Below are 23,645 nucleotides of genomic sequence, written 5' to 3'. Positions count from 1 at the left end.
AACTCAGATTCGGGATTTTACGGGGCAGCGCCCGCGCCGGATTCGACGCGCGCAACGCCCGGACCCGCGAGCGAACGGCCCACTCGGGCGTCGGTGCCGGCTCAGATTCGCGCGAGCAGTCGTTCGCTGAGCGGATTGGCCTTGCGGAAGAGATAGGTCGGCGCGCTGACGGTGATGTCGTCCGCGCCATTGGCCGCGAGATGCTCGACCAGCGCGAAAACGGACTTCTCTGGGCAATGCAGGATCTGCACGCCGCCCTGCGCCGCCGTGCCAAACGGCGTACGGGCGCCGAAGCGCTCGAGAACGCCGGCCAGAACGTCTGCGCCGATCGGCTGCACCCGGATCTCGCGGATGGTGCGGGCCTCTTCCTCGGCGGCGATGCGCGAGAGGATGGTGTTGGCAGCCGCCCGCGCACGATCGCTCCAGGGTGCGCGCACCGAGGCGACGAGATTGGCCTCCGAGGCGAGCATGACGCCGTCATCGAGGATTTTCAGTGCATTGGCCGACAGGGTCGAACCCGTGGTGGTGATGTCGACCACGATCTCGGCGCTACCAGCGGCCGGCGCACCTTCGGTCGCACCGAGGCTCTCGACGATGCGGTAATCGGCGATGCCGTGCTGCGCGAAGAAGTGCCGCGTCAGGTTCACATATTTTGTCGCGACGCGCAGCTTGCGGCCCTGCTTGATCCGCATGGTCGAGGCGACGTCGTCGAGATCGGCCATGCTGCGCACGTCGATCCAGGCCTGGGGCACCGCGACCACGACATTGGCGTGACCGAAGCCGAGCGGCGTCAGCATCTCGACGGCGGCATCGGCGTCCGACACCTGCTCGCGCACCAGATCCTCGCCGGTGATGCCCAAATGGGCCGCGCCCGAGGCGAGCTGCGAGACGATCTCGGAAGCCGAGAGGAAGGCAACTTCGGCGCCCTCGACACCCGCGATCGTGCCGCGATAGTCGCGCTCGCCGCGCGAGGTCACGAATTTCAGGCCGGCGCGCCCGAAGAAGGCGGTGGCGTTTTCCTGCAACCGGCCCTTGGAGGGCACGGCGAGAACGAGCGGTGCGTCAGTCATGCGGCGTCTCCCGCCAGCCGGTCGAGCCAGAGCGATGCGCCGACAGCGGGCGTCGGTCGCGTGGCGCCCAGCCGGCCCAGCACGGCGTCATAACGGCCACCGCCGGCGACCGGCTTGCCGTCGGTACGGGTGGTGTCGTGAAGCTCGAAGATGAAGCCGGTGTAGTAGTCGAGATTGCGGGCAAAGCCGGTCTGGAAGGCGATCGCGCCGACATCGACGCCGCGCACGGCCAGGAAGCCGGTGCGCTCGTCGAATGCGTCGAGCTGCGCGGCGAGATCCAGCGAGGCGCGTCCGGCAAGGTCACGCAAGGTCGCGGACACGGTGTCGGGATCGCCGGAGACCGAGAGGGCTTCCGCCAGGATGCCGCGGATCTCGGTCGAGACCGGGTTTTCGCGTTCGGCTGCACGGGCCAGGAAGCGCGCGGCGATATCGCCGGCACTGCGGCCACCGACCGTCGAGATGCCGGCGATGGAGAGCACATCCTCGACGAAAGCCTTTGCGGCGTTGGGGTTCTGGCCTTCCAACGCCTTGAGCAGGCCGGCATGGGCGGCGTCGCCGTCCGCGACCGGCGGATCGAGCGCGTCGACGGCAGCGGCGCCCTTGCCCTGCACGACGGCGCGCATCAGGCGGCGGCGGGCGGCCTGGGGCACCGCGAGTTCATTGAGGAGCGCGTTCAGCAGCGCGACATCGCCCATCACGATCTTTGGCCGTGCGAGGCCGAGCGCGGCGGTCGCCTCGATGGTCAGCGCCATGATCTCGGCGTCGGTCGCGGCAAAATCCTCGCGGCCGAAGGATTCAAGGCCAGCCTGGGCGAACTCGCCGGGCTCGCGCGAGCGCATGCGGAAGACCGGGCCGGCATAGGCATAGGCGGCCGGTTCCGTGGCGCCCGAGGCGATATGATCGAGCGCGACGGGAATGGTGTATTCGGGCCGCAGGCACCAGTCGCGCCCATCGGCGTCCTGGGTCATGAAGATGCGGCGGCGGATATCCTCGCCCGAAAGGTCGAGGAAAACATCGGCCGGCTGCAGGATCGCGGGCTCGGCGCGGGCATAGCCCTCGCGCGCGAACAACGCGATCACGGTCTCGATGCTGGCGCTGATGGCGGGCACGGCTGGGTTCATCCTGTTACGGGCGCTGTCCTAGCAGCGATGCAGCGCGTTTTCGATTGTTTTTAGGGAAATGGGTGAACGGGAATTCGCAGGCGTTATGCTCGGGCGGCGAATTCCCGTCATGGTCGGCCCTGTGCCGACCATCCACGTCTTTATTGGGCGAAGGTTGCGTTCAAGACGTGGCTGCTCGCCACAAGGGCGAGCATGACGGCGGCGGCTCGGGTCAAGCCCGAGCATGACGTTCGCAGCGCTACGCGTGCCGCTTCAGCACCCGCTTCACGCCCTCGACAAGCTCCGCTGCCGGCACGGGGAACTGCGCCTCGGCCTGGCGGGCCTTGTGCTCCGCGGAATCCTTGACCTCGCGGCCAGCGGCAGCGAGCTCGGCGCCCATGATCAGGTCCTTGATGATGACCGTGCCGGCCTCGCGCTCCGAAGACCCCTGGATCACGGCGCAGATGGCACCGCGGCGGTCGGCGTACTTCATCTGTGCGTTGAAGCCCGAGGAGCCGAGATAGAGATCGGCGCGCAGCAGCGGCTTGCCGGCTTCGGTCTTGGCCTGGCGCAGCTGCGAGACCATCGCCTGATAGCCCGGCATGTGCTCAGGGCTCTTGTTGTCCATCGCGGTGACGACGACCAGCGGCAGATCGACCTTGTTGTCGACGATCGGCGACTTCACCGCCTTCAGCGCCGAGAACAGGCGCGAGACGCCGATGGAGAAGCCTGTCGCCGGCACCGGCTCAGGCCGGAAGCGACCGACGAGCCCGTCATAACGCCCACCGCCCGCAACCGAACCGAAGCGCACCACCTGCCCGTCGTCATTGGTGACGGGGAAGGTTAGCTCCACCTCGTAGACCGGGCCGGTGTAGTATTCGAGCCCGCGTACGACGGAGAAATCTATGCGTACGCGATCGCTCTTATATCCAGATTTCACGAACATTTTCGAAATTGTAGCGAGTTCCGACACACCTTCGTGGAAAAGATCGCTATCCGAAAATTCAGATCGTGGAGCCTGATCCAAGGTGAAGTTATTGGCATCATAACTCAGCATTTCGTCGAGCGATGGCATCTCTAACAAGTCGACGATTTTTTCAATCGCAGCTTCGCTCAAGCCAGCGCCCTTGGTGAAGTCTCCACTCTCATCCTTGCGGCCCTCGCCCAGCAGCAGCTTGACGCCCTCCGGTCCGAACTTGTCGAGCTTGTCGATGGCGCGCAGGACAGTCAGGCGGCGGCCGGCATTCTCTTCGCCGCCGAGGCCGATCGCTTCCATCACGCCGTCCAACACCTTGCGGTTGTTGACCTTGACGACATAGTCGCCGCGCTTGATGCCGAGCGCTTCCATCGTATCGGCGGCGAGCATGCAGATCTCGGCATCGGCCGCGACCGATCCGGCGCCGACAATATCGGCGTCGAACTGCATGAACTGGCGGAAACGGCCCGGGCCCGGCTTCTCGTTGCGGAAGACATAGCCGGCGCGATAGCTGCGATAGGGCTTTGGCAGCGCGTCAAAATTTTCCGCGACATAGCGGGCGAGCGGCGCGGTCAGATCGTAGCGCAGCGAAAGCCACTGCTCGTCATCGTCCTGGAAGGAGAAGACGCCCTCATTGGGCCGGTCCTGGTCGGGCAGGAATTTTCCGAGCGCGTCGGAGAACTCAACGAAGGGCGTCTCGACCGCGTCGAAGCCATAGAGCGAGAACTGCTCGCGGATGACGCCAAGCATGCGCTCGGTCGCGGCGACATCGGCAGGGCCGCGGTCGACGAAGCCACGCGGCTGGCGGGCTTTGAGCTTGTCGGGCTTCGACATGGGTGTTCACTTCTCGAATTTTGAATGCGGGCGCCGCCCGCTGAAACAGGTGTGCGTTCGGTAACTTGGCAGGGCGCGCGGGGCAAGCGCGCCGTCACAGCCCGTCCTTGCGAGCGCAGCGAAGCAATCCAGGAACGGCAGCGCTATACGTATGCCTGGATTGCTTCGCTTCGCTCGCAATGACGGGGAGCGATTTACTCCGCAGCCTGCAGCGTCGGCACGGCCCGCAAGGGACGATCCTCGAGCCCTGCCCGCGCCAGTTTTTCCGGCAGCGGGCCGCCCGTCGCCCAGTCCAACAGTTCGGCGGTGTGGACGACCGGCGTTGTCGCGCCCTTGTCGGCAAAGCCCTTTGCGAGTTGCGTCATGCAGCCGATATTGCCGGTGGCGACCAGCACCGGACGCGTCTTCTCGATATTGCCGACCTTGCGGTCGCGCAGCTGTCCCGCGATCTCCGGCTGGAGGATGTTGTAGACGCCGGCCGAGCCGCAGCAGATATGCCCTTCGGGCACCTCCTTGACCTTGAAGCCGGCTGCCGCCAGCAGGCGCTTGGGGCCGTCCTTCAATTGCTGGCCGTGCTGCATCGAGCAGGCAGAGTGATAGGCGATCGGCATCGCGACGTCGCGCGTGTGGTCGAGCTCGATGGTCGCGAGGAACTCGGTGATGTCCTTGGCGAGGTCAGAGATGCGCGCTGCCTTCTCGGCATAGGCCGGCTCATTGCGGAACATGAAGCCGTAATCCTTGATCGTCGTGCCGCAGCCCGACGCCGTGATCAGAATCGCATCGAGCCCCTCGCCCTCGACCTCCGCCATCCAGGCGTCGATGTTGTTGCGGGCGAAGGACAGCGCGTCGTGCTCGCGGCCCATATGATGCACAAGCGCACCGCAGCAGCCCTCGCCCTCCGGCAGCACGACCTCTACGCCGTGTCGCGTCAGCAGCCGGATGGTAGCCTCGTTGATAGCGGGATCGAGCACCGGCTGGGCACAGCCCGACAGCATGGCGACGCGCTTGCTGCGAGGCGCCCCGATCGCGGGGAAGCTTTGCGGGCCTTCCATGGACGAACGCGTCGGAAGCCGCAGCGGGGCTAGCGTCAGCATGGCCTTGAGCCGCGCACCGACAATTGGCAGCAGACCAAACAGGCCGGCAAAGGGCTTTGCGATCAGCGCGCCGACCATCGCGGCGCGAAAGCGGTTGGGATAGGGCAGCACCGCCGCCAGCACGCGGCGCAGGGTGCGGTCGGCCCAGTCGCGCTCATAGGTTTCCTCGATATGCGCGCGGGCATGGTCGACGAGGTGCATGTAGTTCACGCCCGAGGGGCAGGTCGTCATGCAGGACAGGCAGGAGAGGCAGCGGTCGACATGCTTCACCACCTCGGCGGTGGCCGGTTTGCCGTTCTCCAGCATGTCCTTGATCAGGTAGATGCGGCCGCGTGGGCTATCGAGCTCGTCACCGAGCAAGAGATAGGTCGGGCAGGTCGCGGTGCAGAACCCGCAATGCACGCAGGTGCGCAGGATCTTTTCCGACGCCGGCAGGCGCGGATCCGAAGCAAGATGGGCCGGGCTGAAGTTGGTCTGCATGGCTACGCTCTGATCGTCCTGTCACCCGCGACGGCTGGTCCTTCTCCCGGATGGGAGAAGGTGGCGCCGAGCGCCGGATAAGGGTGTGCCTGCACATCAGCTGGCACCGTCCGGCCCTCACCCCTGCCCCTCTCCCATCCGGGAGAGGGGTTCCCCGCGCCCATGTTCATATCCCCGCATACATCCGGCCGGGTTCCAAGATCCCCACCGGGTCGAAACTCGTCTTGATGCCCGCCGTCACCCGCATGAGCGGTTCGGCCAATGGCTGGAACACCGGGACGCTCGCCCGGACCGCATCGGGCGCGCGCACCAGCGTGGCGTGACCGCCCAGCGGCAGGATCGCGGAACGGATGGCAGCCGCGCCGGCATCGCCTGCAACCGGCGTCGCCAGCCAGACCAGCCCGCCGCCCCAATCGTAGAACCAGCGGGCGTCGGGAATGGCGCGCGCGATCGCGGCGGTCGCCCTGGGACCGTTGGTCGGCGCGAGCGAGAGACGCCAGACGGCTTCCTGCGTGCCGGCGAAGAAGTGGGCGTCGCGCACGTCCGTCCACAGCGTGGAGGAGGCATCGCCTTCGAGCATCTCGGGCGCCCCATGGGCGCTGAGCAGGGCCGCGAGTTCGGCGGCGCGGTAGTCGATCGAGGCCGTAAAATTCTCCAGCCGCAGCAGCGTGCGCGCCTGTTCCGCGCCGATGCCGGCGGGCAGATGCGCCGCGGCGAAGGGCTCGAAGGGCGAGCCGAGCGCGGCAGACAGCAGCGCGACGGCGGCCTCGTCGCTCAATCCGTGCCAGACCAGCGTCACAACGCGCTCGGGCACGGGCAGCACGCGAAAGATCACCTCGGTGAGGAAGCCGAGCGTGCCAAAGCTGCCGGCGACGAGCTTCACCAGATCGAGGCCCGTGACGTTCTTCATGACGCGCCCGCCCGACTTGATCATCTCGCCGCGCCCGTTGACCAGCTTTACACCGATCAGGGAGTCGCGCGCCGCGCCAGCATTGATGCGGCGCGGGCCGGAGATGTTGCCGGCGGCTACCGCGCCGATCGAGGGCTCGCCGGAAGAGCCGAGCAGCGCGCGATGGTCCATGGGCTCGAAGGGCAGCATCTGGCCGCGATCGGCGAGAGTCTGCTGGACGATTGCCAGCGAGGTCCCGGCGCGCGCGCCGATCACCATTTCGGAGGGCTCGTAGAGGGTAATTCCGGTCAGGCCGGCGCTGGTGAGGGTGCTGGCGGCCTGGCTCGGGCGACCGAGCCCCGAGCGGGTGCCGCCGCCCCGGATCGCCAGCGGCACGCCGGACGAAAAGACCGATTTCACGACGGCGCAGGCCTGCGCCTCTGTGGTGGGGGTGTGGATGATCACGCGGCGATCCTGCCTTCCAGCGGAAACACCTTTGCGGGGTTCATCAACCAACCCGGGTCGAACACCGCCCTCACCCTCATCTGCTGGTGCAGGTCGACCTCGTTGAACTGGACCGTCATCAAGTCGCGCTTCTCGATGCCGACGCCATGCTCGCCGGTGAGGCAGCCGCCGACCTCGACGCAGAGCTTCAGGATGTCCATGCCGGCATCCTCGGCCTTCTGCGCCTCTACGGGATCGTTGCAATTGTAGAGGATCAGCGGGTGCAGATTGCCGTCGCCGGCGTGGAAGACGTTGGCGACGCGCAGACCATAACCCTTCACGATCTCGTCCATGCGGCGCAGCACATAGGGCAGCTGCCCGGTCGGGATCGTGCCGTCCATGCAGATGTAGTCAGCGATCCGCCCGGTCGCGCCGAACGCGGATTTGCGGCCCTTCCAGATCGCGGCGGATTCCATCGCAGACTGGCTTTCCTTCACCGTCTTGACGCCGTGCTCCCTGGCGATCGTCACGATGCGGGCGAGCTGGGCGTCCATCTCGGCGTCGGAGCCCTCGACCTCGATGATCAGCAGCGCCTCGACATCCATCGGGTAGCCGGCCTTGGCGAAGGCCTCGCAGATCTCGATGGCCGGCTTGTCCATGAACTCCATTGCCACTGGAATAATGCCGGCGCCGATGATCGCGGCGACCGCCGAGCCTGCCTGCTCGCTGGTCGGGAAGCCGAAGAGCACGGGGCGCGCGCCCTCCGCCGAACGCAGGATGCGCACCGTGGCCTCCGTGACGATGCCGAGCTGGCCCTCCGAGCCGACGATCAGGCCCAGGATGTCGAGGCCGGGCGCATCGAGATGGGCGCCTCCGATCTCCACAATGCTCCCATCCAGCATCACCAAGGTGACGCCCAGCACATTGTTGGTGGTGACGCCGTATTTCAGGCAATGCGCCCCACCGGAGTTCATGCCGATATTGCCGCCGATCGAGCAGGCGAGCTGCGAGGACGGATCGGGCGCATAGAAGAAGCCCTCGGCCATGACCTCCCCGGTGACGGCGAGATTGGTGACGCCGGCCTGCACTTTCGCGACGCGGTTGGCGTAGTCGATCTCCAGGATGCGGTTCATCTTGGAGACGCCGATGACGATGGCGTCCTCCTGTGGGATCGCGCCGCCCGACAGGGATGTGCCGGCGCCGCGCGGGACGACGGGCACGCCCTGCTGGCTGCAATAGCGCAGAACCGCCGCCACTTCCTGGGTGGTCGAGGGCAGCACCACCGCCAGCGGCAGCCGACGATAGGCGGTCAGAGCATCTGTCTCATAGGGCCGGCGCTCATCGGCCGAGGTGATCAGCGCCTCGGCCGCGACCAGTCCCGCCAGGCCGGCAATGATCGCATCGCGGCGGGCCAGGATGCCGGCATCGGGAACGGGAAATGCGATCGCGGACATGGTCGACCTCGAAGAATTCTGCCGGTCGGCTCGCCGTCATTGCGAGCGAAGCGAAGCAATCCAGACTTGTGGAGCTCGTCGACCCCTGGATTGCTTCGCTTCGCTCGCAATGACGATCCCCGGCGAAACKGTAACGGAACCGACCCTAGACCAATTCCAACTCGCTTGCAGCGGGGTCTTCGTGCATGATTGTTTCCAATTCGGAAAAGATGGATCACGCATGGACAGGTTCGGCGATCTCGACGTGTTTGCGCATGTCGTCACGGCCAAGAGCATGTCGGCCGCCGGGCGCCAGCTCAACCTCTCGCCTGCGGTTATCTCCAAGCGAATCAGGCGATTGGAGGAACGCCTCGGCGTTCGCCTGCTCCAGCGCACCACCCGCCAGCTCTCGCTGACCGAGGCCGGCCAGGGTTTCTACGAGCGCGTCGTCTCGATCCTGTCCTCGATCGAGGATGCCGAGGCCTGGGTGGCGAGTGGCGCGGGCCAGGTGCGGGGCAATCTGCGCGTATCGGCCCCGACCTCTTTTGGCCGCCTGCACATCGCGCCGCATTTGAAGCCGTTCCTCGATGCCAACCCGCAGGTAACAGTCGAGCTCGTGCTGAGCGACGCCTTCGTCGATGTCGTCGGCGAGGGTTTTGATGTCGCGGTGCGCATCGCCGACCTTCAGGATTCCAGCCTCGTGGCGAAGCGGCTCGCGCCCAACCACCGTGTGCTCTGCGCGGCTCCCAGCTATCTCGCCACCCACCGCCTGCCGACATCGATAGAGGACCTCGCCCGCCATACGCTGATTGCCCACAACGCCGACCACTGGCGACTGGACGGGCCCGACGGCCCCGTGACCGTGCGCGTCAACGGCCCCCTGCGGACCAATTCCAGCGAGGTGATCCGCGAGGCGCTCCTGGCAGGCGTCGGCATCGCCCTGCGCTCGACCTGGGACGTGGGGCCTGAACTGAAATCAGGTGCATTGCAGCGGGTGCTGCCGGACTACTCTGTCGGCAGGCGGGTCGCGGTCTACGCGGTCTATCCGAGCCGGCGGCATATGGAGCAGAAAGTGCGCGCCTTCGTCGACTATCTCGGCGAACTCTACGGCGCCACGCCCTATTGGGATGACGGCCTTGCCTTGTGAGGCTTGCCGTTCGCGCCGGTCTCGCTGATGGTGCCGCGATAAGTTGGGGAGAGAGTTCGTGATGTACGGCGTGATCGAAGGCACCGGTGTGACTGTTCTCGACCCACGTTTCCACCGGGTCATTCCGGGCTCCGCACGCGTCGAACGGCTTTGGACCGGCGCTCGCTGGTCGGAGGGGCCGGCCTGGTTCCCGGCCCATAACACGCTGGTCTGGTCGGACATTCCCAACAACCGGATGATGCGGCACGACGCGCTCTCGGGCCAGACATCCGTCTTCCGCCAGCCGGCGCGCAACTCCAACGGCAACACCGTCGACAGGCAGGGACGGCTCGTCACCTGCGAGCATGGCGGCCGGCAGGTCACGCGCACCGAGCATGACGGCACGATCACCGTTCTGGCCGATCGCTGGCAGGGCAAGCGCCTGAACTCGCCCAACGACGTCGTCGTGAAATCCGACGATTCGATCTGGTTCACCGATCCCGACTACGGGATCCTCAGCGATTACGAGGGCGACAAGTCCGACGGCGAGATCGGCCGCTGCAATGTCTACCGCATCGACGGCCGCAGCGGCGCGCTCTCGCTTGTGGCGGATGATTTCGTCAAGCCGAACGGGCTCGCCTTCTCGCCCGATGAGAGCATCCTCTACATCGCCGACACCGGCGCTAGCCATGATCCCGAGCACGGGCCGCGCCACATCCGCGCCTGCCAGCTGTCGCCCGATGGCACGAAGCTCGGACATTCCACCGTGTTCGCCACCTGCACGGCGGGCCTGTTCGACGGTTTCCGGCTTGATGTCGAGGGCCGGGTCTGGGCAAGCGCTGCCGATGGCGTGCATGTCCATGACCAGGACGGCACGCTGGTCGGCAAGGTCGCGATTCCCGAGATCGTCGCCAATCTCGCCTGGGGCGGGCCGAAGCTGAACCGGCTCTTCATCTGCGGCACGACCTCGCTCTATGCCGTGATGACGCATACCAATGGCGCGAGCTGGCCGGCGCGCTGAGGCTCAGCTGCCAGGCGGGTTGGGCTTCATCCGCGCCACGATCAACGGCATCGCAAGCCCCAGCATCATGAAGCGCGCGAGATGGTGCGCGCCGACATAGAGCGGGTCGAGCCCCATCGCGAACGCTAGCATCGCCATGGCCTCGAGGCCGCCGGGCGCGAAAGCCGCCATCGCGGTGGCATAGGGCACGCCGGCCAGCCAGGCGGCCGGCCAGGCAAAGGCGAACGCCACCACGATCGAGACCACGAAGCCGCCGATCGCCAGCGGAAACAGCGCCAGCAATTCGTGCCGCTTCACATGCGAGACGCGCCCGCCCATCACGGCGCCGAGCAGCACGAGCACGGCGATCTGTATCGAAGGTGGCAGCACACCGTGGACGACGCCGGTTCCATGCAGGACGGCGCTCGCCAGCGTTGCCCCGAGAATCCCGGGCGCGGTGACGCCAATGCGCTCGAAGACGACGCTGGCTGCGAACCCGCAGAGCAGGACCAGCAGCATTTCGCCGGCACCTATGATCGCGAACGCCGGAACCTGGCCTGCGCCCTCTCCTATTCCCCCGACAAGCTGCATGATGCTCGGCAGCGCCGCCACCAGCACGAGGATGCGGAAGAGCTGGATGACCGCGATGCGGCCGATATTGGCGCCCTTGGCCTGCGCCACGGCGATGACGGCCGAAAGCGCGCCGGGGGCTGAGGCGAGCAGCGAATCAATCCAGGACCAGCCGGCGACGTAGCGGAGATAGGCCCCCGATGCGAGCATGATGGCCGCAAGCGCGACGAACAGGAGCACAAGAGAACTGGGATAGCGCACCACCATGGCGAGGGCTTCGGGTGTCGCGGCGGAACCGATCAGCGTGCCCGACAGAAGCATCGTCGTGTCAAACCAGGGCTTGCGCAGATCCGGCAAGGGTCGCAGCAGGCCAACCGCGGAGACCAGCAGCATCGAGCCCGACAGCCACGCCGCCGGCACGCCGCAGAGCGCGAGCAACCCGCCCCCTGTCAATGCGAGGCCGATGACCAGCGCCTCGCGCCACAGGGTCGTCAGCCGTCTGGAGGGGTAACCGAAAACTGCCATGGCGTCCGCGCTGCGCGTCGCGGTGTGGCGGCGCCCGCAGCGTTCATGGCGGGCGCACCCCGCCCGGTCAAATGGCACACCCCCGCCCCTGCGCAGGGCGGGGGTGCGCGCCAAGCAGGCGCGTGCGCCTCACAGCGTCGCGATGGCGCGCTGTAGCCGCGAGACCGCCTCGACGAGGTCGGATGATTTGCGCGCAAAGCAGAGCCGCATACCCGTCTCGCCGCCGGGACCGAAGGCGGTTCCGGGTGCGAGGCCGACATTGGCCTTGTCGACCAGTTCGACGGCGAGGCTGCGGGAATCGCTGTGCCCGTCGACCGAGAAGAACTGGTAGAAGGCGCCCACCGGGGCCGCGAGCGAGACGCGGTTCGTCGCCTTCAGGCCCTCGGCAATGATCTTGCGGCCCTCGGCAGCGCGCGCGATCTGCTCGCCGATGAAGCCTTCGCCCTCGTCCAGTGCGGCGGTAGCGGCACGCTGAACGAAGACCGGCGAGCCCGAGGTCGAGTACTGGATCAGATTCTCGATAATCTGGCCGAGCGCGGCAGGCGCCTCGATCCAGCCGATGCGCCAGCCTGTCATCGCCCAGTTCTTGGAGAAGGTCTGCACGAACAGGACGCGGTCGTTCTCGTCCATGACGTCGTGGAAGGAGGCGGCGCGCGCTGAGCCATCATAGACGAAACGGCCGTAGATCTCGTCGGCGATGATCCAGATGCCGTGCTTGCGGGCGAGCGCCAGCAGCGCCGCCATCTCGTCCTTTGTCGCGGTCCAGCCCGTGGGGTTGGCAGGCGAGTTGATGACGAGCGCGCGCGTCCTCGGCGTGATCGCGGCTGCGAGCTTGTCGAGGTCGAGCGTGAAGCGCCCCTCATGCAGGTCCATCGGCACGCAGACGGCCTTGGCGCCAGCGACACCCATGGCCGCGGCGAAATTGGGCCAGGCCGGGGTGGGGATGATGAGCTCGTCGCCGGGGCCGGCGACGAGGCGCACGGCAAGCTGCACCGACTGCATCCCGGAGCCCGTGACGAAGAAGCGCTCGGGCGAGAAGGACTGGCCGTAGAGCCGCTCGTGATAGCGCGCCAGCGCCGCGCGCAATTCGGGCACGCCGCGCTGCCAGGTGTAGAAGGTCTCGCCGGCCGCAAGCGAGGCGTTGGCCGCCTTGACGATGAAATCGGGCGTCGGCAGGTCGCCCTCGCCGACCCAGAGCGGGATCAGGCCCTCGCGCATCCGGCCGTGGTTCATCACCTCGACGATGCCGCTCTCGGGCGCGCTGCGGGCCTCGGGCCTGAGGGAATCGATCAGGCTGGCGCCCGGAAGCGTCGTGGTCGTCATCGGCTGGAACCTCGTGATTGGATGCTCCTGTTTAGCCGATGGCGGCGCAACGGTGCATGAAATCGCGAGATCAGGTCAATCGGTCGCGGTGATGAATCGCCGCGACCGGAACGGGTGTCCTCAGACCGTTTTCTGCCTCAGGAGATCACGGATTTCGGTCAGGAGCACGACGTCCGCAGCGGGCGCCGGCGGGGCCGGCGGAGCGGCTGCTTCCTTGCGCTTGAGCGTGTTGATCGCCTTCACCACCATGAACAGCACCGCTGCAATGATCACGAAGTTGACGGCGGCGGTCATGAAGGAGCCATAGGCCAGAACGGCGCCCTGCTTCTTCGCTTCGACAAGCACGGGGTTGTTCACCGTGCTGCTCAGGCCGAAGAAGTAGTTCGAGAAATCGAGACCGCCGAGGACGGCGCCGATGATCGGCATGATGATGTCGCCGACCATGGATTCGACGATCTTCCCGAAGGCCGCGCCGATGACCACACCGATGGCGAGGTCGATGACGTTGCCCTTGAGGGCGAATTCTTTGAATTCCTTCAGCATACCGGATCCCTTTGCATTGCCGGGCTGAATGGCCCTGGGCGAGGACGCTAGTCGAGTTTCCGCCTGCATTGAACCCCTGCCGGACTGCCTAGGTGGCCGAAGCGGGCTGTTTTCCCAAGGTTCCGCCTCTCGCGGCAGCCTCCGCTGCATCCAAAGCGCTATGGCGAGCGCAGCGGAGGGGAGCTAGGCTCACGCTCGCGCCCATGCGGGGCGATGGAGTCGCAATGATCCCGGCCTGGACAGTCATCCTGTCGGCTCTCGCCTATCTGTGCGTGCTGTTTGCGATCGCCCATATCGCCGACACCTCGGGCCGGCGGCTCATGAGCGGACGTGCGCGCACGACGATCTACGCGCTGGCGCTGGGGGTCTACTGCACGTCCTGGACGTTCTACGGCTCGGTCGGCTTCGCCAACCGCGCGGGCTTCGACTTCCTCGGGATCTATGTCGGACCGATCCTGGTGATCGGGTTTGGGCATCGCTTCGTCGCGCGCATCGTCGAGATCGCCAAATCGCAGAACATCACCTCGATCGCGGATTTCGTCGGCGCGCGCTACGGCAAGAGCGAGCGCGTCGCAGCCCTGGTCTGTCTCGTCGCGGTGATCGGCGCCCTGCCCTATATCGCGCTGCAATTGAAGGCGGTCTCGAACTCGCTGTCGGTCTTCCTGACCGCGACGGGCGGGCAGGCGCTGACGCCCGATGCGCCTGTGCTCAGCGACCTCGCATTCCTGGTGGCGATGGTGCTCGCCGGCTTCGCCTGCGCCTTCGGCACCCGCCATATCGATGCCACCGAGCATCAGGACGGGCTGGTCCTCGCGATCGCTGTGGAATCACTGATCAAGCTCGTCGCCTTCCTCGTCCTGGGCGTTTTCGTGGTCTACGGCATGTTCGACGGCGCCGCCGACCTGCTGATCAAGTCGGCCAAGCTGCCCGACCTCGCGCCGCCGCTGTGGGAACGCACCTCCGACTGGACGATGTTCCTGACGCTGACACTGCTCTCGTCCTGTGCAGCCCTGCTGCTGGCGCGCCAGTTCCACATGACCATCGTCGAGAATCGCGACGCGCGCGATGTCCGCCGCGCCGCCTGGATGTTTCCGCTCTACCTCATCCTGATCAACCTGTTCGTGATGCCGCTGGCGATGTCGGGCGAATTGCTGCTGCCGGGCGCGGGCGTCGACCGCGACATGACCGTGCTGCTGCTGCCGCTGCAGCGAAACCTCGACTGGCTGGCGCTGGTGGTCTTCGTCGGCGGCCTGTCCGCCGGCACGGCGATGGTGATCGTCGCCTCGGTCGCGCTGGCGATCATGATCTCGAACCATCTGGTGATGCCGCTACTGCTGCGCGGACGCCGCGGCCTGAGCGACCCCTCGCGCTCGGTCGCCATGCTGACCTCGCATGGAGACGAAAGCGGCACGACGGGCGGTGACCTCGGTTCGCAGGTCGTGATCATACGCCGCGTCGCGATCCTGATCGTGATCCTGTTGGGCTACGCCTATTATCGCGCCGCCGGCGAAGCGGCTCTGGTCTCGATCGGCCTGCTCTCCTTTGCGGCGACCGCGCAGATCGCACCGGCATTCTTCGGCGGCCTTTTGTGGCGGCGCGGCACGGCTCTGGGTGCGGCCGCTGGCCTGACGATCGGCACCCTGACCTGGGCGTATACGCTGCTGCTGCCGAGCCTCGCATATCCGCAGAGCATCTGGACCGATCTGGTCGAGCACGGTCCGGCGGGGATTGCCGCCCTGCGGCCGGGCGCGCTGCTGGGGCTCGACCTGCCGAGCCTGCCGCATGGCGTGGTCTGGAGCCTCGGGCTCAACATCATCGCCTATATCGGCTTCTCGCTGCTGCGCCCGGCTAATGCCATGGAGCGCCTGCAGGCCAACGCCTTCGTCGCCTCCGACCGGGCGACCATGGCTCAGTCGTTCTCGCTGTGGCGCTCCAGCGTCACCGAGGCCGAGTTGCAATCGACGATCGGGCGCTATCTCGGACAGGAGCGGACGCAGCGCGCCTTCGACAGCTTTGCCTCCGGCCGGGGCGATGCCCCCAATGGCAATCGCGAGGCGGATATCCATCTGCTGCGCTTCGGCGAGCATCTCCTGTCCTCGGCGATCGGCGCGGCATCGGCCCGGCTCGTGCTGTCGCTGCTGCTGCGGCGGCGCAACCTCTCCACCGAGGCTGCCTTCAAGCTGCTCGACGATGCGTCGGCCGCCCTGCAGTACAATCGCGACATCCTCCAGCACGGTCTCGACCATGCCGGCCAGGGCATCACGGTGCTCGACCGCGACCTGCGCCTGCTGGCCTGGAACCAGGCTTTCATCCAGCTCTACGACCTGCCGCCCTCGCTGGTGCGCTTCGGCACCGGGCTGGACGAAGTCGTGCGCTACAACGCCACGCGCGGCGCCTATGGCGACGGCCAGCAGGACGACCTGATGGCCTCGCGGCTGGAGAGCTTCGTCAACGATCGCGAGCCCGTCCGTCTGAAGCTGTTCCCGTCGAAGAAGGTCATCGAGATCCGCTCGAACCCGCTGCCCGACGGCGGCCTCGTGACCACCTATACCGATATCACCGATGCGGTGGTGGCGGAGGAGGAGTTGGCGCGCACCAACGAGACCCTCGAACGGCGCGTCGCCGAGCGCACCGAGGAGATCCTGCGCGTCAACACCGAGCTCCAGCGCGCCAAGGCCGAGGCGGAGCTGGCGAACGCCTCCAAGACCCGCTTCCTGGCAGCGGCCAGCCACGACATCCTGCAACCGCTCAATGCCGCCCGGCTCTACGCGACCTCACTGGTCGAGCGCGACAGGGCGGCTGGAAGTCCCGATCTCGCGGAGAACATCGACGCCTCACTCGACGCAGTCGAGGAGATCCTGACCGCGCTGCTGGAGATATCGCGTCTCGATGGCGGCGCGCTCAAGCCCGAGGCGACCGCCTTCCGCGTCGACGAACTGATGCGCCAGCTCCAGCGCGAATTCGAGCCGAGCGCCCAGGAGAAGGGGCTCGAGCTGGTCTTCATGCCGACTAATCTCGCGCTGCGCTCCGACCGGCGCCTGCTGCGGCGATTGCTGCAGAACCTCGTCTCGAACGCCATCAAGTACACGCCAAACGGCAAGGTCCTGGTCGGTTGCCGCAGGCGCGGCGGACAGGTCTCCGTCGAGATTCTCGATACCGGGCTCGGTATTCCGCAGAGCAAGCAAAAGACCGTGTTCCGCGAGTTCCAGCGCCTCGACCAGGGCGCGAAGGTGGCGCGCGGCCTCGGCCTCGGGCTTTCGATCGTCCAGCGCATAGCCCGCGCTCTCGACCACCGCCTGACGCTGACCTCGATACCGGGACGGGGTACGCGCTTCTCGGTGCTGGTGCCGCGCGCCTCGCCCCTGCCGGCGATGGCCGTCGCCAGTTCGCCGCGCAGCGCCCCGGCCGGGCAGCTTGCCGGCCTGCGCCTGCTGGTGCTCGACAACGAGCCGGCGATCCTGGACGGAATGAAGCGATTGCTCGAGGGCTGGGGTTGCCAGGTGGTGACGGCCGACGGCCTCGACGAGGCCCTGCAATCGCTGCGCGCGCCGGAGCCGCCCGACGTCGTGATCGCGGATTATCATCTCGACCATGGCAATGGCCTGACCGCGATCAGCGCGCTGCGCGAAAGGACCAGCGGGCCCCTGCCGGCGATCCTGCTGACCGCCGACCGCACGCGCCATATCCGCGAGGCCGCCGCGGCGCTGGATGTGCATCTGCTGAACAAGCCGCTGAAGCCCGGCGCCCTGCGGGCCCTGCTGGCGCAGTGGCGCGCGACGCGCGTGGCGGCGGAGTAAGGCTCAGTTCGCGATTGCGGCTGCGGATCGCATCGCATCCTCCGACGCCAGGAAGGCCGCGACCTCCGGGCCTGGCTCCGGGCTCTGCGAGGTGACGCCGATCTCGGCCAGCAGCCGCGCCACGGGGACATAGCTCTTCGCCGCCCGGTCATAGAGCGCGGCGCGCACGAGCGCATGGGCCGCGACGATCTCGGCGCCGTCGCGGCCCCGACTGATGATCCGATGCTGCATCACGAGCCAGGCTTCGTCCCAGCACAGGATGGTGGTCTCGACCTTGAACGCGCGGAACAACCGCAATTCGCGGCGAAAACGGATGGTCCCGGCATTCACGACCGGCACCCAGCGATGGCGCAGCACCGCGCGCCACAGGCCAGTGCGCAGCATGAGGTCGGTGCGACCGAGGTCCATCAGGCTCCAGTAACGGCCATTGTTCATGTGCATGCTGGTATCGAGGTCGTGCGGCCAGACGCGAAAACCGAGGACGGAAGCCTCAGCCGGCAGGCTCAATCGCGGGCGAAAGGGCGTGGAAAGCAACAGCCAGAGCAGGCGAAACCAGAGGTTCATCGGGGCCTTTTGACGGTGGACAGCGTGATGGGCAGCGCCATGCTTCTAGCCGCAACCGGCACCAGGCCGCTAGGATGTGCGAGCCGGAGCTGCACCGGAGCGCCTCCGCCCACAGGACCCGCCGCAATGCCGACACTTCATGTCTCCTCCCTGGCGAGGCTTCACGAGACCGTGGCGAGCGTGCGCGCCAGCCATGTCGTGACGCTGATCAACGCCAACACCGTCGTGGAGCGGCCACCCGGCATTCCTGCCGAGCGGCATCTCTTCCTGGGCATGTCCGACATCGTTGCCGCGATGGACGGGCACATCGTCCCGGCGGAGGAGCATGTCGCGCGCTTCCTCGATTTCGTGCAGGGCTGGGACCGCCGGGCGCCGATCGTAATCCATTGCTGGGCCGGCATCAGCCGTTCGACCGCCGGCGCCTTCATCACGGCCTGCGCACTCGGCCCGCAGCGAGCGGAAGAGGATATCGCGCAGGCGCTGCGCGCCGCCTCGCCCTCGGCCACGCCGAATGCCCGCCTCGTCGCCATCGCCGACGCCATGCTCGGCCGCGAGGGCCGGATGGTTTCGGCGATCGACCGGATCGGACGTGGCGCTGACGCGTTCGAGGGTGCGCCGTTCCAGTTGGCGCTCGCCTGAGGCTCCGCCAAAGCGCGGTTCCGCAGAGGCAGCTTCGTGCGGCGCAGTGCGAGCTTGCCGCCGGACGCTGCACGGATTTTCCGAACCGACGCAGAAAATTGCTTGCAACGCATTGAAATTGCGACAATGCATCTCGGCAACAGAGGCTTGCCGACCCCATGACAATCGAACTCGACTCCCGCGACCGCTCCATCCTGCGCATCCTGCAGATGGACGGGCGCATCACTAATTCCGACCTTGCCGAGAAGGTGCACCTGTCGCCATCGGCCTGCCTGCGCCGCGTGCGCCAGCTCGAGGAAAGCGGGCTGATCCGCGGCTATGCGATGATGCTCGACGACAAGATCGCGGGCTTTCCGGGCACGGCCTTCGTCTTCGTGACGCTCGACCAGCAGGGCCGCGCCTCGCTGGAAGGATTCGAGCAGGCGGTCCAGAACCTGCCCGAGATCCTAGAATGCCATCTGCTGGCCGGCGCGCATGACTATCTGATGCGCGTGATCTACCGCGACAGCGCCGATTTCGAGCGCATCCACACCGATATCCTGACCCAGTTGCCGGGCGTGACGCGGGTGCAGTCGACGCTGACACTGCGCACGATCAAGAAGAGCTCGGTGCTGCCGGTTTGACCCGACGGGGTTGCAGGGCAACGCCCCAGGACCGATAACAGCGCCCCAACGGGATTCGCGCCTTGACCGACACCACACCCAACGCCGACATCGCCACCCTTCCCTTCGAGGAGGCGCTGAAGCAGCTCGAGGCGATCGTCGCCCGGCTCGAGCGCGGCGACGTGGCGCTCGAGGAATCGATCGACATCTATACGCGCGGCGAGGCCCTGAAGGCCCGCTGCGACGCGCTGCTGAAACACGCCGAGGCGCGCATCGAGAAGATCACGCTCGGCGCCGACGGCAAGCCGACCGGCACCGCTCCGCTCGACGTCGACAAGTAGCTTTCGCGCCTCGTCATCTGGTCGGCACGGTTCCGGCGTGCTTTGCTCCTGGGCATCCGACCAGTCGCAACAGGCGAGAGGGACTGCACATGTCGCAACTTCCGGCCGAAGATCCGATCCTGGGCGACGCCCGGTCCTGCGAGGCGATCGAGAAGGTCATTGTGCCGCGCGCGCATGACCTCGGTGGCTTCTCCGTCCGCCGCGCCCTGCCCTCCATCGGCCGCAAGATGGTCGGGCCCTTCATCTTCTTCGACCAGATGGGGCCGGCCGAATTCCTGCTCGGCCAGGGTATCGACGTGCGCCCTCATCCGCATATCGGCCTCTCGACCGTGACCTATCTCTTTGACGGCGAGATCATGCACCGGGATTCGCTGGGGACCGAGATGGCGATCCGGCCCGGCGCAGTAAACCTGATGACGGCCGGCAGCGGCATCGTGCATTCCGAGCGGACGTCGCTCGAAGAGCGCCAGAAGCCGCCGAAGCTGTTCGGCATCCAGGCATGGCTCGCGCTGCCCAAGAAGCATGAGGAAGGCGCGCCCGAATTCGTCCATCACGCCGCGCAGGAGTTGCCGCGAATCGTCGAGGGGGGCAAGCGCATCAGCCTGATCATGGGCTCGGCCTACGGCCAGACCTCGCCGGTCAAGTTTCCCTGGGACACGCTCTATGCCGAGGCCGTGCTCTCGCCGGGCGCGATCCTGCCGCTCGACCCCGACTACGACGAGCGCGCGATCTACATCGTCTCCGGCAAGATCGACATCGCGGGCGACGAATTCGCTGCCGGGCAATTGCTGATCTTCAAGCCGGGCGACCGCATCTCGATCCTCGGCATCGACCAGAGCCGGCTGATGATCGTCGGCGGCGAGCCCATGGACGGCCCGCGCCACATCTGGTGGAACTTCGTATCCTCCTCGAAGGAGCGCATCGACCAGGCCAAGGCCGAATGGAAGGCCGGGCGCTTCGACACCGTTCCCGGCGACGAGGCCGAGTTCATTCCGCTGCCTGAGGGCTGAGCTCGCCCTCCGGCAGCGCCTTCAGCCGCGGCATGGTCGAGGCCAGGATCGCCAGCAGCGACAGCGCGAACAGGGCGACGGGCAGCAGCATCGCGACCTGAAGGCCGAGCCATTCGCCGGCAAGTCCGCCGGCCAGCGCGCCGAGCGGGCGCATGCCATAGGTCGCGGTGGTCAGCGTCGCGCTGACGCGCCCCAGCAAGGCCTGCGGCGTCACCGCCTGGCGCAGGCTGGTCTGCACGATCGACCACAGGATCGGGCCGAAGCCGAACAGGAACGACGCGAAGGCCAACGCCGGCAGGCCGAGGTTTTGCGGAGCGATGGCAAGCAATCCTGCGCCGACCAGCGACGAGGCGGGACCGAAGACCAGCAGCACGCCGGTCGGCAACTGCGCGATCAGGCGTGCTGCGAACAGCGCGCCGACGATCAGCCCTGCGCCATAGGCCGAAGAGGCCAGTCCGATCATCTCGGGGCTGAGCAGCAGGATGCGTGCCGCATAGGGCGTCACGATCGCAAGGAAGGCGAAGAACGCCATGTTCCAGCCGACGGCGCAGAGCGCGATCGGCTTGAGATAGGGGTGGCGGGCCACGAAGGCGCCACCCTCCGCGATGGCGCGGTGCAAGGCCTGGCGAGGCTGGGCGGCCGGGCGGTCCGCTGGCAGGCGCGAGGCGGCAGCGAGCACGATCAGGCCCATCGCGGCGCACAGGACCAGCCCGAGCGCCCCGATACCGCGCGCGACCGCCCAGCCTGCGATCAGCGGTGCGGCGAGGCTGAGGCAGGCGCGGCCGAGTTCAAGCCGGCCATTGGCGCCCGGCAGACCCGCCACTGGCACCACGCGCGGCAGCAGCACGAAGATAGACAGCGCGATCAGCACCGGGCCCGAAGCCGCCACGAAGGTCGAGAGGCCAAGCGCCCAGCCGACTGCGCCGAGCGCGAGCAGGCCGGCACCGACCAGCGAGCCCGCCAGCATCAGCCCGCCACCGAGCAGGATCAGGCTGCGGGGCGCGACGCGATCGGCGACGACGCCGGCCGGCAGCGAGACCAGGAGCCAGGCCGCCGATTGCGCCGCGACGAGCAATCCCAGCAGGCGCGGGCTCGCGCCGGCCTGCGTTGCGGCCAGCGTGATTGTGTCGAGCGCCAGCTTGTCGGCGAACTGCGCGAGAATGCCGGCAAGGAGCAGCGCGGGCAGGACGGGGTGCGACATCACGGGATCCAGGGCTTGCTGAGTGGATTCAACCTGTCATCCCGAATTCGGGCGGCCCACCCGTTTCCTGTCTGCCCGCGTCAGAGCGACCTATGCATGCCTGACGTGCCGGCTTGCCCTTGTGTCCGGAGGCTGCGATGCGATAGACCGTGGCGGTGACACAGCGCCCTCGCACCCCTCTTCTCGACCGCGTCCATACGCCCCAGGACCTGCGCAAGCTGCCCGATAGCGATCTGCGGCAGCTCGCCGACGAATTGCGTCTGGAGACGATCGACGCGGTTTCCGTAACCGGCGGGCATCTCGGTGCCGGGCTCGGCGTGGTCGAACTGACCGTGGCGCTGCACCACGTCTTCAACACGCCCGACGACCGCCTGATCTGGGATGTCGGCCACCAGGCCTATCCCCACAAGATCCTGACCGGCCGCCGCGAGCGCATCCGCACCCTGCGCCAGCCCGGCGGATTGTCGGGCTTCACCAAGCGCAGCGAGAGCGAATACGACCCTTTTGGCGCGGCCCACTCGTCGACCTCGATCTCGGCCGGGCTCGGCATGGCCGTGGCGCGCGATCTCTCGCACAAGCCCAACAACGTCGTCGCGGTCATCGGGGACGGCGCCATGTCGGCCGGCATGGCCTATGAGGCGATGAACAATGCCGGCGCGCTCGGCTCGCGCCTCGTGGTCATCCTGAACGACAACGACATGTCGATCGCCCCGCCTGTCGGCGCGATGTCGGCCTATCTGGCACGACTGGTCTCGGGGCGGACCTATCGCTCGCTGCGCGAGGTCGGAAAATATCTGGCGGAGAAGCTGCCGCGATTTTTCCACGAGAAGGCCCGCAAGACCGAAGAGTTCGCGCGAGGCTTCTGGACCGGCGGTACGCTGTTCGAGGAACTCGGTTTCTACTATGTCGGGCCGATCGACGGGCATAATCTCGACCATCTGCTGCCGGTGCTGCGCAATGTGCGCGATGCCGAATCGGGGCCGGTGCTGGTTCATGTCGTGACGCAGAAGGGCAAGGGCTATGCCCCGGCCGAGGCGACGCCGGACAAGTACCATGCGGTGGTCAAGTTCGACCCCGTCACCGGCCAGCAGGCCAAGGCGCCCGCGAATGCCCCGAGCTATACCGGCGTCTTTGCCAACGCCCTGATCAAGGCCGCCCGCCAGGACGAGAAGATCGTCGCCGTCACCGCCGCGATGCCGTCCGGCACCGGGCTCGACGCCTTCGGCAAGGAATTCCCGCGCCGCACCTTCGACGTGGGGATCGCCGAGCAGCATGCGGTGACCTTCGCCGCCGGCCTCGCGACGGAGGGCTACAAGCCGTTCTGCGCGATTTACTCGACCTTCCTCCAGCGCGCCTATGACCAGGTCGTGCATGACGTCGCGATCCAGAAGCTCCCCGTGCGCTTCGCTCTCGACCGGGCTGGACTCGTTGGTGCCGACGGCGCGACCCATGCCGGGGCCTTCGACGTCGCCTATCTCGCCTGCCTGCCCGACATGGTGGTGATGGCCGCCAGCGACGAGGCTGAGCTGACCCATATGGTCGCGACCGCCGCGGCCTTCGACGAGGGGCCGATCGCCCTGCGCTATCCGCGCGGCGAAGGCGTCGGCGTCGAGATGCCGCAATTCGGCGTCCCGCTCGAGATCGGAAAGGGCCGCATCGTCCGCGAAGGCACACGTGTTGCCCTGCTCTCGCTGGGGACGCGACTGGCGGAATGCCTGATGGCGGCCGAGCAACTCGGCCAGCGCGGCTTGTCCGCGACCGTCGCAGATGCGCGCTTCGCCAAGCCGCTCGACGAGGCGATGATCCTGCGCCTGGCGCGCGAGCACGAGATCCTGGTCACCGTCGAAGAAGGCTCCGTCGGCGGTTTCGGCAGCCATGTGCTGCATCTGCTGGCGCGCACGGGCCTGCTCGATGGCGGGCTCAAGGTTCGCACCCTGACCCTGCCCGACATCTATCAGGACCATAACAAGCCCGAGGCGATGTATGCCCAGGCCGGTCTCGACGCTGCAGGCATAGTGCGCACTGTCGAGGCCGCGCTCGGCCAGCCCAGCGCCGTCAAGCGGGCCTGATCGCGCAGCGATCTC

The 23,645-nt window shown here is 67.1% G+C and carries 19 protein-coding genes; 8 read left to right on the top strand and 11 right to left on the bottom strand.

The window, feature by feature from the left end; translation table 11 throughout:
* Positions 1 to 101: 101 nt before the first annotated feature.
* The 6 genes from hisG to AC1D2L_RS16450 all read right to left on the bottom strand — a co-directional run bounded on the left by hisG (position 102) and on the right by AC1D2L_RS16450 (position 8,341).
* Positions 102 to 1,070 carry an ATP phosphoribosyltransferase gene (hisG, locus tag AC1D2L_RS16475; RefSeq protein WP_476846967.1) on the bottom strand — a complete coding sequence of 323 codons (969 nt, stop codon included), beginning with the start codon at positions 1,068 to 1,070 and terminating at the stop codon, positions 102 to 104.
* On the bottom strand, positions 1,067 to 2,179 hold the full coding sequence (locus AC1D2L_RS16470) for an ATP phosphoribosyltransferase regulatory subunit (protein WP_476846966.1): 1,113 nt from the start codon (positions 2,177 to 2,179) through the stop codon (positions 1,067 to 1,069). The genes hisG and AC1D2L_RS16470 overlap by 4 nt, the downstream gene beginning before the upstream one ends.
* Positions 2,180 to 2,429: 250 nt before the next feature.
* Positions 2,430 to 3,980 carry a histidine--tRNA ligase gene (gene hisS / locus AC1D2L_RS16465; protein ID WP_476846965.1) on the bottom strand — a complete coding sequence of 517 codons (1,551 nt, stop codon included), beginning with the start codon at positions 3,978 to 3,980 and terminating at the stop codon, positions 2,430 to 2,432.
* Between the two features lie 194 nt (positions 3,981 to 4,174).
* Positions 4,175 to 5,554: a glycolate oxidase subunit GlcF gene (gene glcF / locus AC1D2L_RS16460; protein ID WP_476846964.1), complete on the bottom strand. Its 1,380-nt coding sequence runs from the start codon at positions 5,552 to 5,554 to the stop codon at positions 4,175 to 4,177.
* Positions 5,555 to 5,720: 166 nt separating this feature from the next.
* Positions 5,721 to 6,908 carry an FAD-binding protein gene (locus tag AC1D2L_RS16455; protein ID WP_476846963.1) on the bottom strand — a complete coding sequence of 396 codons (1,188 nt, stop codon included), beginning with the start codon at positions 6,906 to 6,908 and terminating at the stop codon, positions 5,721 to 5,723.
* Entirely contained in the window at positions 6,905 to 8,341 is a 1,437-nt protein-coding gene (locus tag AC1D2L_RS16450) for an FAD-linked oxidase C-terminal domain-containing protein (protein WP_476846962.1), read from the bottom strand. The genes AC1D2L_RS16455 and AC1D2L_RS16450 overlap by 4 nt, the downstream gene beginning before the upstream one ends.
* A 220-nt stretch (positions 8,342 to 8,561) precedes the next feature.
* On the opposite strand from AC1D2L_RS16450, the gene AC1D2L_RS16445 reads away from it, so the two are divergent.
* Positions 8,562 to 9,467, top strand: a complete 906-nt coding sequence (locus AC1D2L_RS16445) for a LysR family transcriptional regulator (RefSeq protein WP_476846961.1) — start codon at positions 8,562 to 8,564, stop codon at positions 9,465 to 9,467.
* 61 nt (positions 9,468 to 9,528) lie between these two features.
* Positions 9,529 to 10,467, top strand: coding sequence for an SMP-30/gluconolactonase/LRE family protein (locus AC1D2L_RS16440; protein WP_476846960.1), 939 nt, complete (start codon positions 9,529 to 9,531; stop codon positions 10,465 to 10,467).
* A 3-nt stretch (positions 10,468 to 10,470) separates the two neighbouring features.
* Here the strand turns inward: AC1D2L_RS16440 and AC1D2L_RS16435 are convergent, their stop codons facing one another.
* From AC1D2L_RS16435 to mscL, 3 genes are all read right to left on the bottom strand, one after another.
* Complete coding sequence (locus AC1D2L_RS16435; protein WP_476846959.1) at positions 10,471 to 11,541, bottom strand: AbrB family transcriptional regulator; 1,071 nt, start codon at positions 11,539 to 11,541, stop codon at positions 10,471 to 10,473.
* Positions 11,542 to 11,670: 129 nt separating this feature from the next.
* Positions 11,671 to 12,864 (bottom strand): pyridoxal phosphate-dependent aminotransferase, encoded by a 1,194-nt coding sequence (locus AC1D2L_RS16430; RefSeq protein ID WP_476846958.1) that lies wholly within the window; start codon positions 12,862 to 12,864, stop codon positions 11,671 to 11,673.
* A gap of 120 nt (positions 12,865 to 12,984) precedes the next feature.
* Entirely contained in the window at positions 12,985 to 13,407 is a 423-nt protein-coding gene (mscL, locus tag AC1D2L_RS16425) for a large conductance mechanosensitive channel protein MscL (protein WP_476846957.1), read from the bottom strand.
* A gap of 224 nt (positions 13,408 to 13,631) precedes the next feature.
* Here mscL and AC1D2L_RS16420 point away from each other — a divergent pair, with 224 nt between their 5' ends.
* Positions 13,632 to 17,204 (top strand): PAS domain-containing hybrid sensor histidine kinase/response regulator, encoded by a 3,573-nt coding sequence (locus AC1D2L_RS16420; RefSeq protein ID WP_476846956.1) that lies wholly within the window; start codon positions 13,632 to 13,634, stop codon positions 17,202 to 17,204.
* A 3-nt stretch (positions 17,205 to 17,207) separates the two neighbouring features.
* Here the strand turns inward: AC1D2L_RS16420 and AC1D2L_RS16415 are convergent, their stop codons facing one another.
* The gene (locus AC1D2L_RS16415) at positions 17,208 to 17,768 is read right to left on the bottom strand and encodes an acyl-CoA thioesterase (protein ID WP_476846955.1); all 561 of its coding nucleotides are present in this window, start codon (positions 17,766 to 17,768) and stop codon (positions 17,208 to 17,210) included.
* Between the two features lie 126 nt (positions 17,769 to 17,894).
* Between AC1D2L_RS16415 and AC1D2L_RS16410 the strand changes: the two genes are divergently transcribed.
* The 4 genes from AC1D2L_RS16410 to AC1D2L_RS16395 all read left to right on the top strand — a co-directional run bounded on the left by AC1D2L_RS16410 (position 17,895) and on the right by AC1D2L_RS16395 (position 20,360).
* Positions 17,895 to 18,407 carry a tyrosine phosphatase family protein gene (locus AC1D2L_RS16410; RefSeq protein WP_476846954.1) on the top strand — a complete coding sequence of 171 codons (513 nt, stop codon included), beginning with the start codon at positions 17,895 to 17,897 and terminating at the stop codon, positions 18,405 to 18,407.
* Between the two features lie 158 nt (positions 18,408 to 18,565).
* Positions 18,566 to 19,030 (top strand): Lrp/AsnC family transcriptional regulator, encoded by a 465-nt coding sequence (locus AC1D2L_RS16405; RefSeq protein ID WP_476846953.1) that lies wholly within the window; start codon positions 18,566 to 18,568, stop codon positions 19,028 to 19,030.
* Between the two features lie 62 nt (positions 19,031 to 19,092).
* Positions 19,093 to 19,350, top strand: coding sequence for an exodeoxyribonuclease VII small subunit (locus AC1D2L_RS16400; protein ID WP_476846952.1), 258 nt, complete (start codon positions 19,093 to 19,095; stop codon positions 19,348 to 19,350).
* 89 nt (positions 19,351 to 19,439) lie between these two features.
* Positions 19,440 to 20,360: a pirin family protein gene (locus AC1D2L_RS16395; RefSeq protein WP_476846951.1), complete on the top strand. Its 921-nt coding sequence runs from the start codon at positions 19,440 to 19,442 to the stop codon at positions 20,358 to 20,360.
* On the opposite strand, the gene AC1D2L_RS16390 is transcribed toward AC1D2L_RS16395, so the two are convergent.
* Positions 20,338 to 21,561 carry an MFS transporter gene (locus AC1D2L_RS16390; protein ID WP_476846950.1) on the bottom strand — a complete coding sequence of 408 codons (1,224 nt, stop codon included), beginning with the start codon at positions 21,559 to 21,561 and terminating at the stop codon, positions 20,338 to 20,340. The genes AC1D2L_RS16395 and AC1D2L_RS16390 overlap by 23 nt on opposite strands.
* 155 nt (positions 21,562 to 21,716) lie before the next feature.
* Here AC1D2L_RS16390 and dxs point away from each other — a divergent pair, with 155 nt between their 5' ends.
* Positions 21,717 to 23,630, top strand: a complete 1,914-nt coding sequence (dxs, locus tag AC1D2L_RS16385) for a 1-deoxy-D-xylulose-5-phosphate synthase (protein ID WP_476846949.1) — start codon at positions 21,717 to 21,719, stop codon at positions 23,628 to 23,630.
* The last annotated feature ends 15 nt before the right edge of the window (positions 23,631 to 23,645 follow it).

It is taken from the genome of Allobosea sp. P1_B10 (assembly GCF_056406735.1).
This window is presented reverse-complemented; position numbering and strand designations above follow the sequence as displayed.

Coding starts and splice junctions, on each gene's coding strand:
- hisG (WP_476846967.1), bottom strand. CDS start 1,070: ATGACTGACGCACCGCTCGTTCTCGCCGTGCCCTCCAAGGGCCGGTTG.
- hisS (WP_476846965.1), bottom strand. CDS start 3,980: ATGTCGAAGCCCGACAAGCTCAAAGCCCGCCAGCCGCGTGGCTTCGTC.
- glcF (WP_476846964.1), bottom strand. CDS start 5,554: ATGCAGACCAACTTCAGCCCGGCCCATCTTGCTTCGGATCCGCGCCTG.
- AC1D2L_RS16450 (WP_476846962.1), bottom strand. CDS start 8,341: ATGTCCGCGATCGCATTTCCCGTTCCCGATGCCGGCATCCTGGCCCGC.
- AC1D2L_RS16445 (WP_476846961.1), top strand. CDS start 8,562: ATGGACAGGTTCGGCGATCTCGACGTGTTTGCGCATGTCGTCACGGCC.
- AC1D2L_RS16440 (WP_476846960.1), top strand. CDS start 9,529: ATGTACGGCGTGATCGAAGGCACCGGTGTGACTGTTCTCGACCCACGT.
- AC1D2L_RS16435 (WP_476846959.1), bottom strand. CDS start 11,541: ATGGCAGTTTTCGGTTACCCCTCCAGACGGCTGACGACCCTGTGGCGC.
- AC1D2L_RS16430 (WP_476846958.1), bottom strand. CDS start 12,864: ATGACGACCACGACGCTTCCGGGCGCCAGCCTGATCGATTCCCTCAGG.
- mscL (WP_476846957.1), bottom strand. CDS start 13,407: ATGCTGAAGGAATTCAAAGAATTCGCCCTCAAGGGCAACGTCATCGAC.
- AC1D2L_RS16420 (WP_476846956.1), top strand. CDS start 13,632: ATGATCCCGGCCTGGACAGTCATCCTGTCGGCTCTCGCCTATCTGTGC.
- AC1D2L_RS16415 (WP_476846955.1), bottom strand. CDS start 17,768: ATGAACCTCTGGTTTCGCCTGCTCTGGCTGTTGCTTTCCACGCCCTTT.
- AC1D2L_RS16410 (WP_476846954.1), top strand. CDS start 17,895: ATGCCGACACTTCATGTCTCCTCCCTGGCGAGGCTTCACGAGACCGTG.
- AC1D2L_RS16405 (WP_476846953.1), top strand. CDS start 18,566: ATGACAATCGAACTCGACTCCCGCGACCGCTCCATCCTGCGCATCCTG.
- AC1D2L_RS16395 (WP_476846951.1), top strand. CDS start 19,440: ATGTCGCAACTTCCGGCCGAAGATCCGATCCTGGGCGACGCCCGGTCC.
- AC1D2L_RS16390 (WP_476846950.1), bottom strand. CDS start 21,561: ATGTCGCACCCCGTCCTGCCCGCGCTGCTCCTTGCCGGCATTCTCGCG.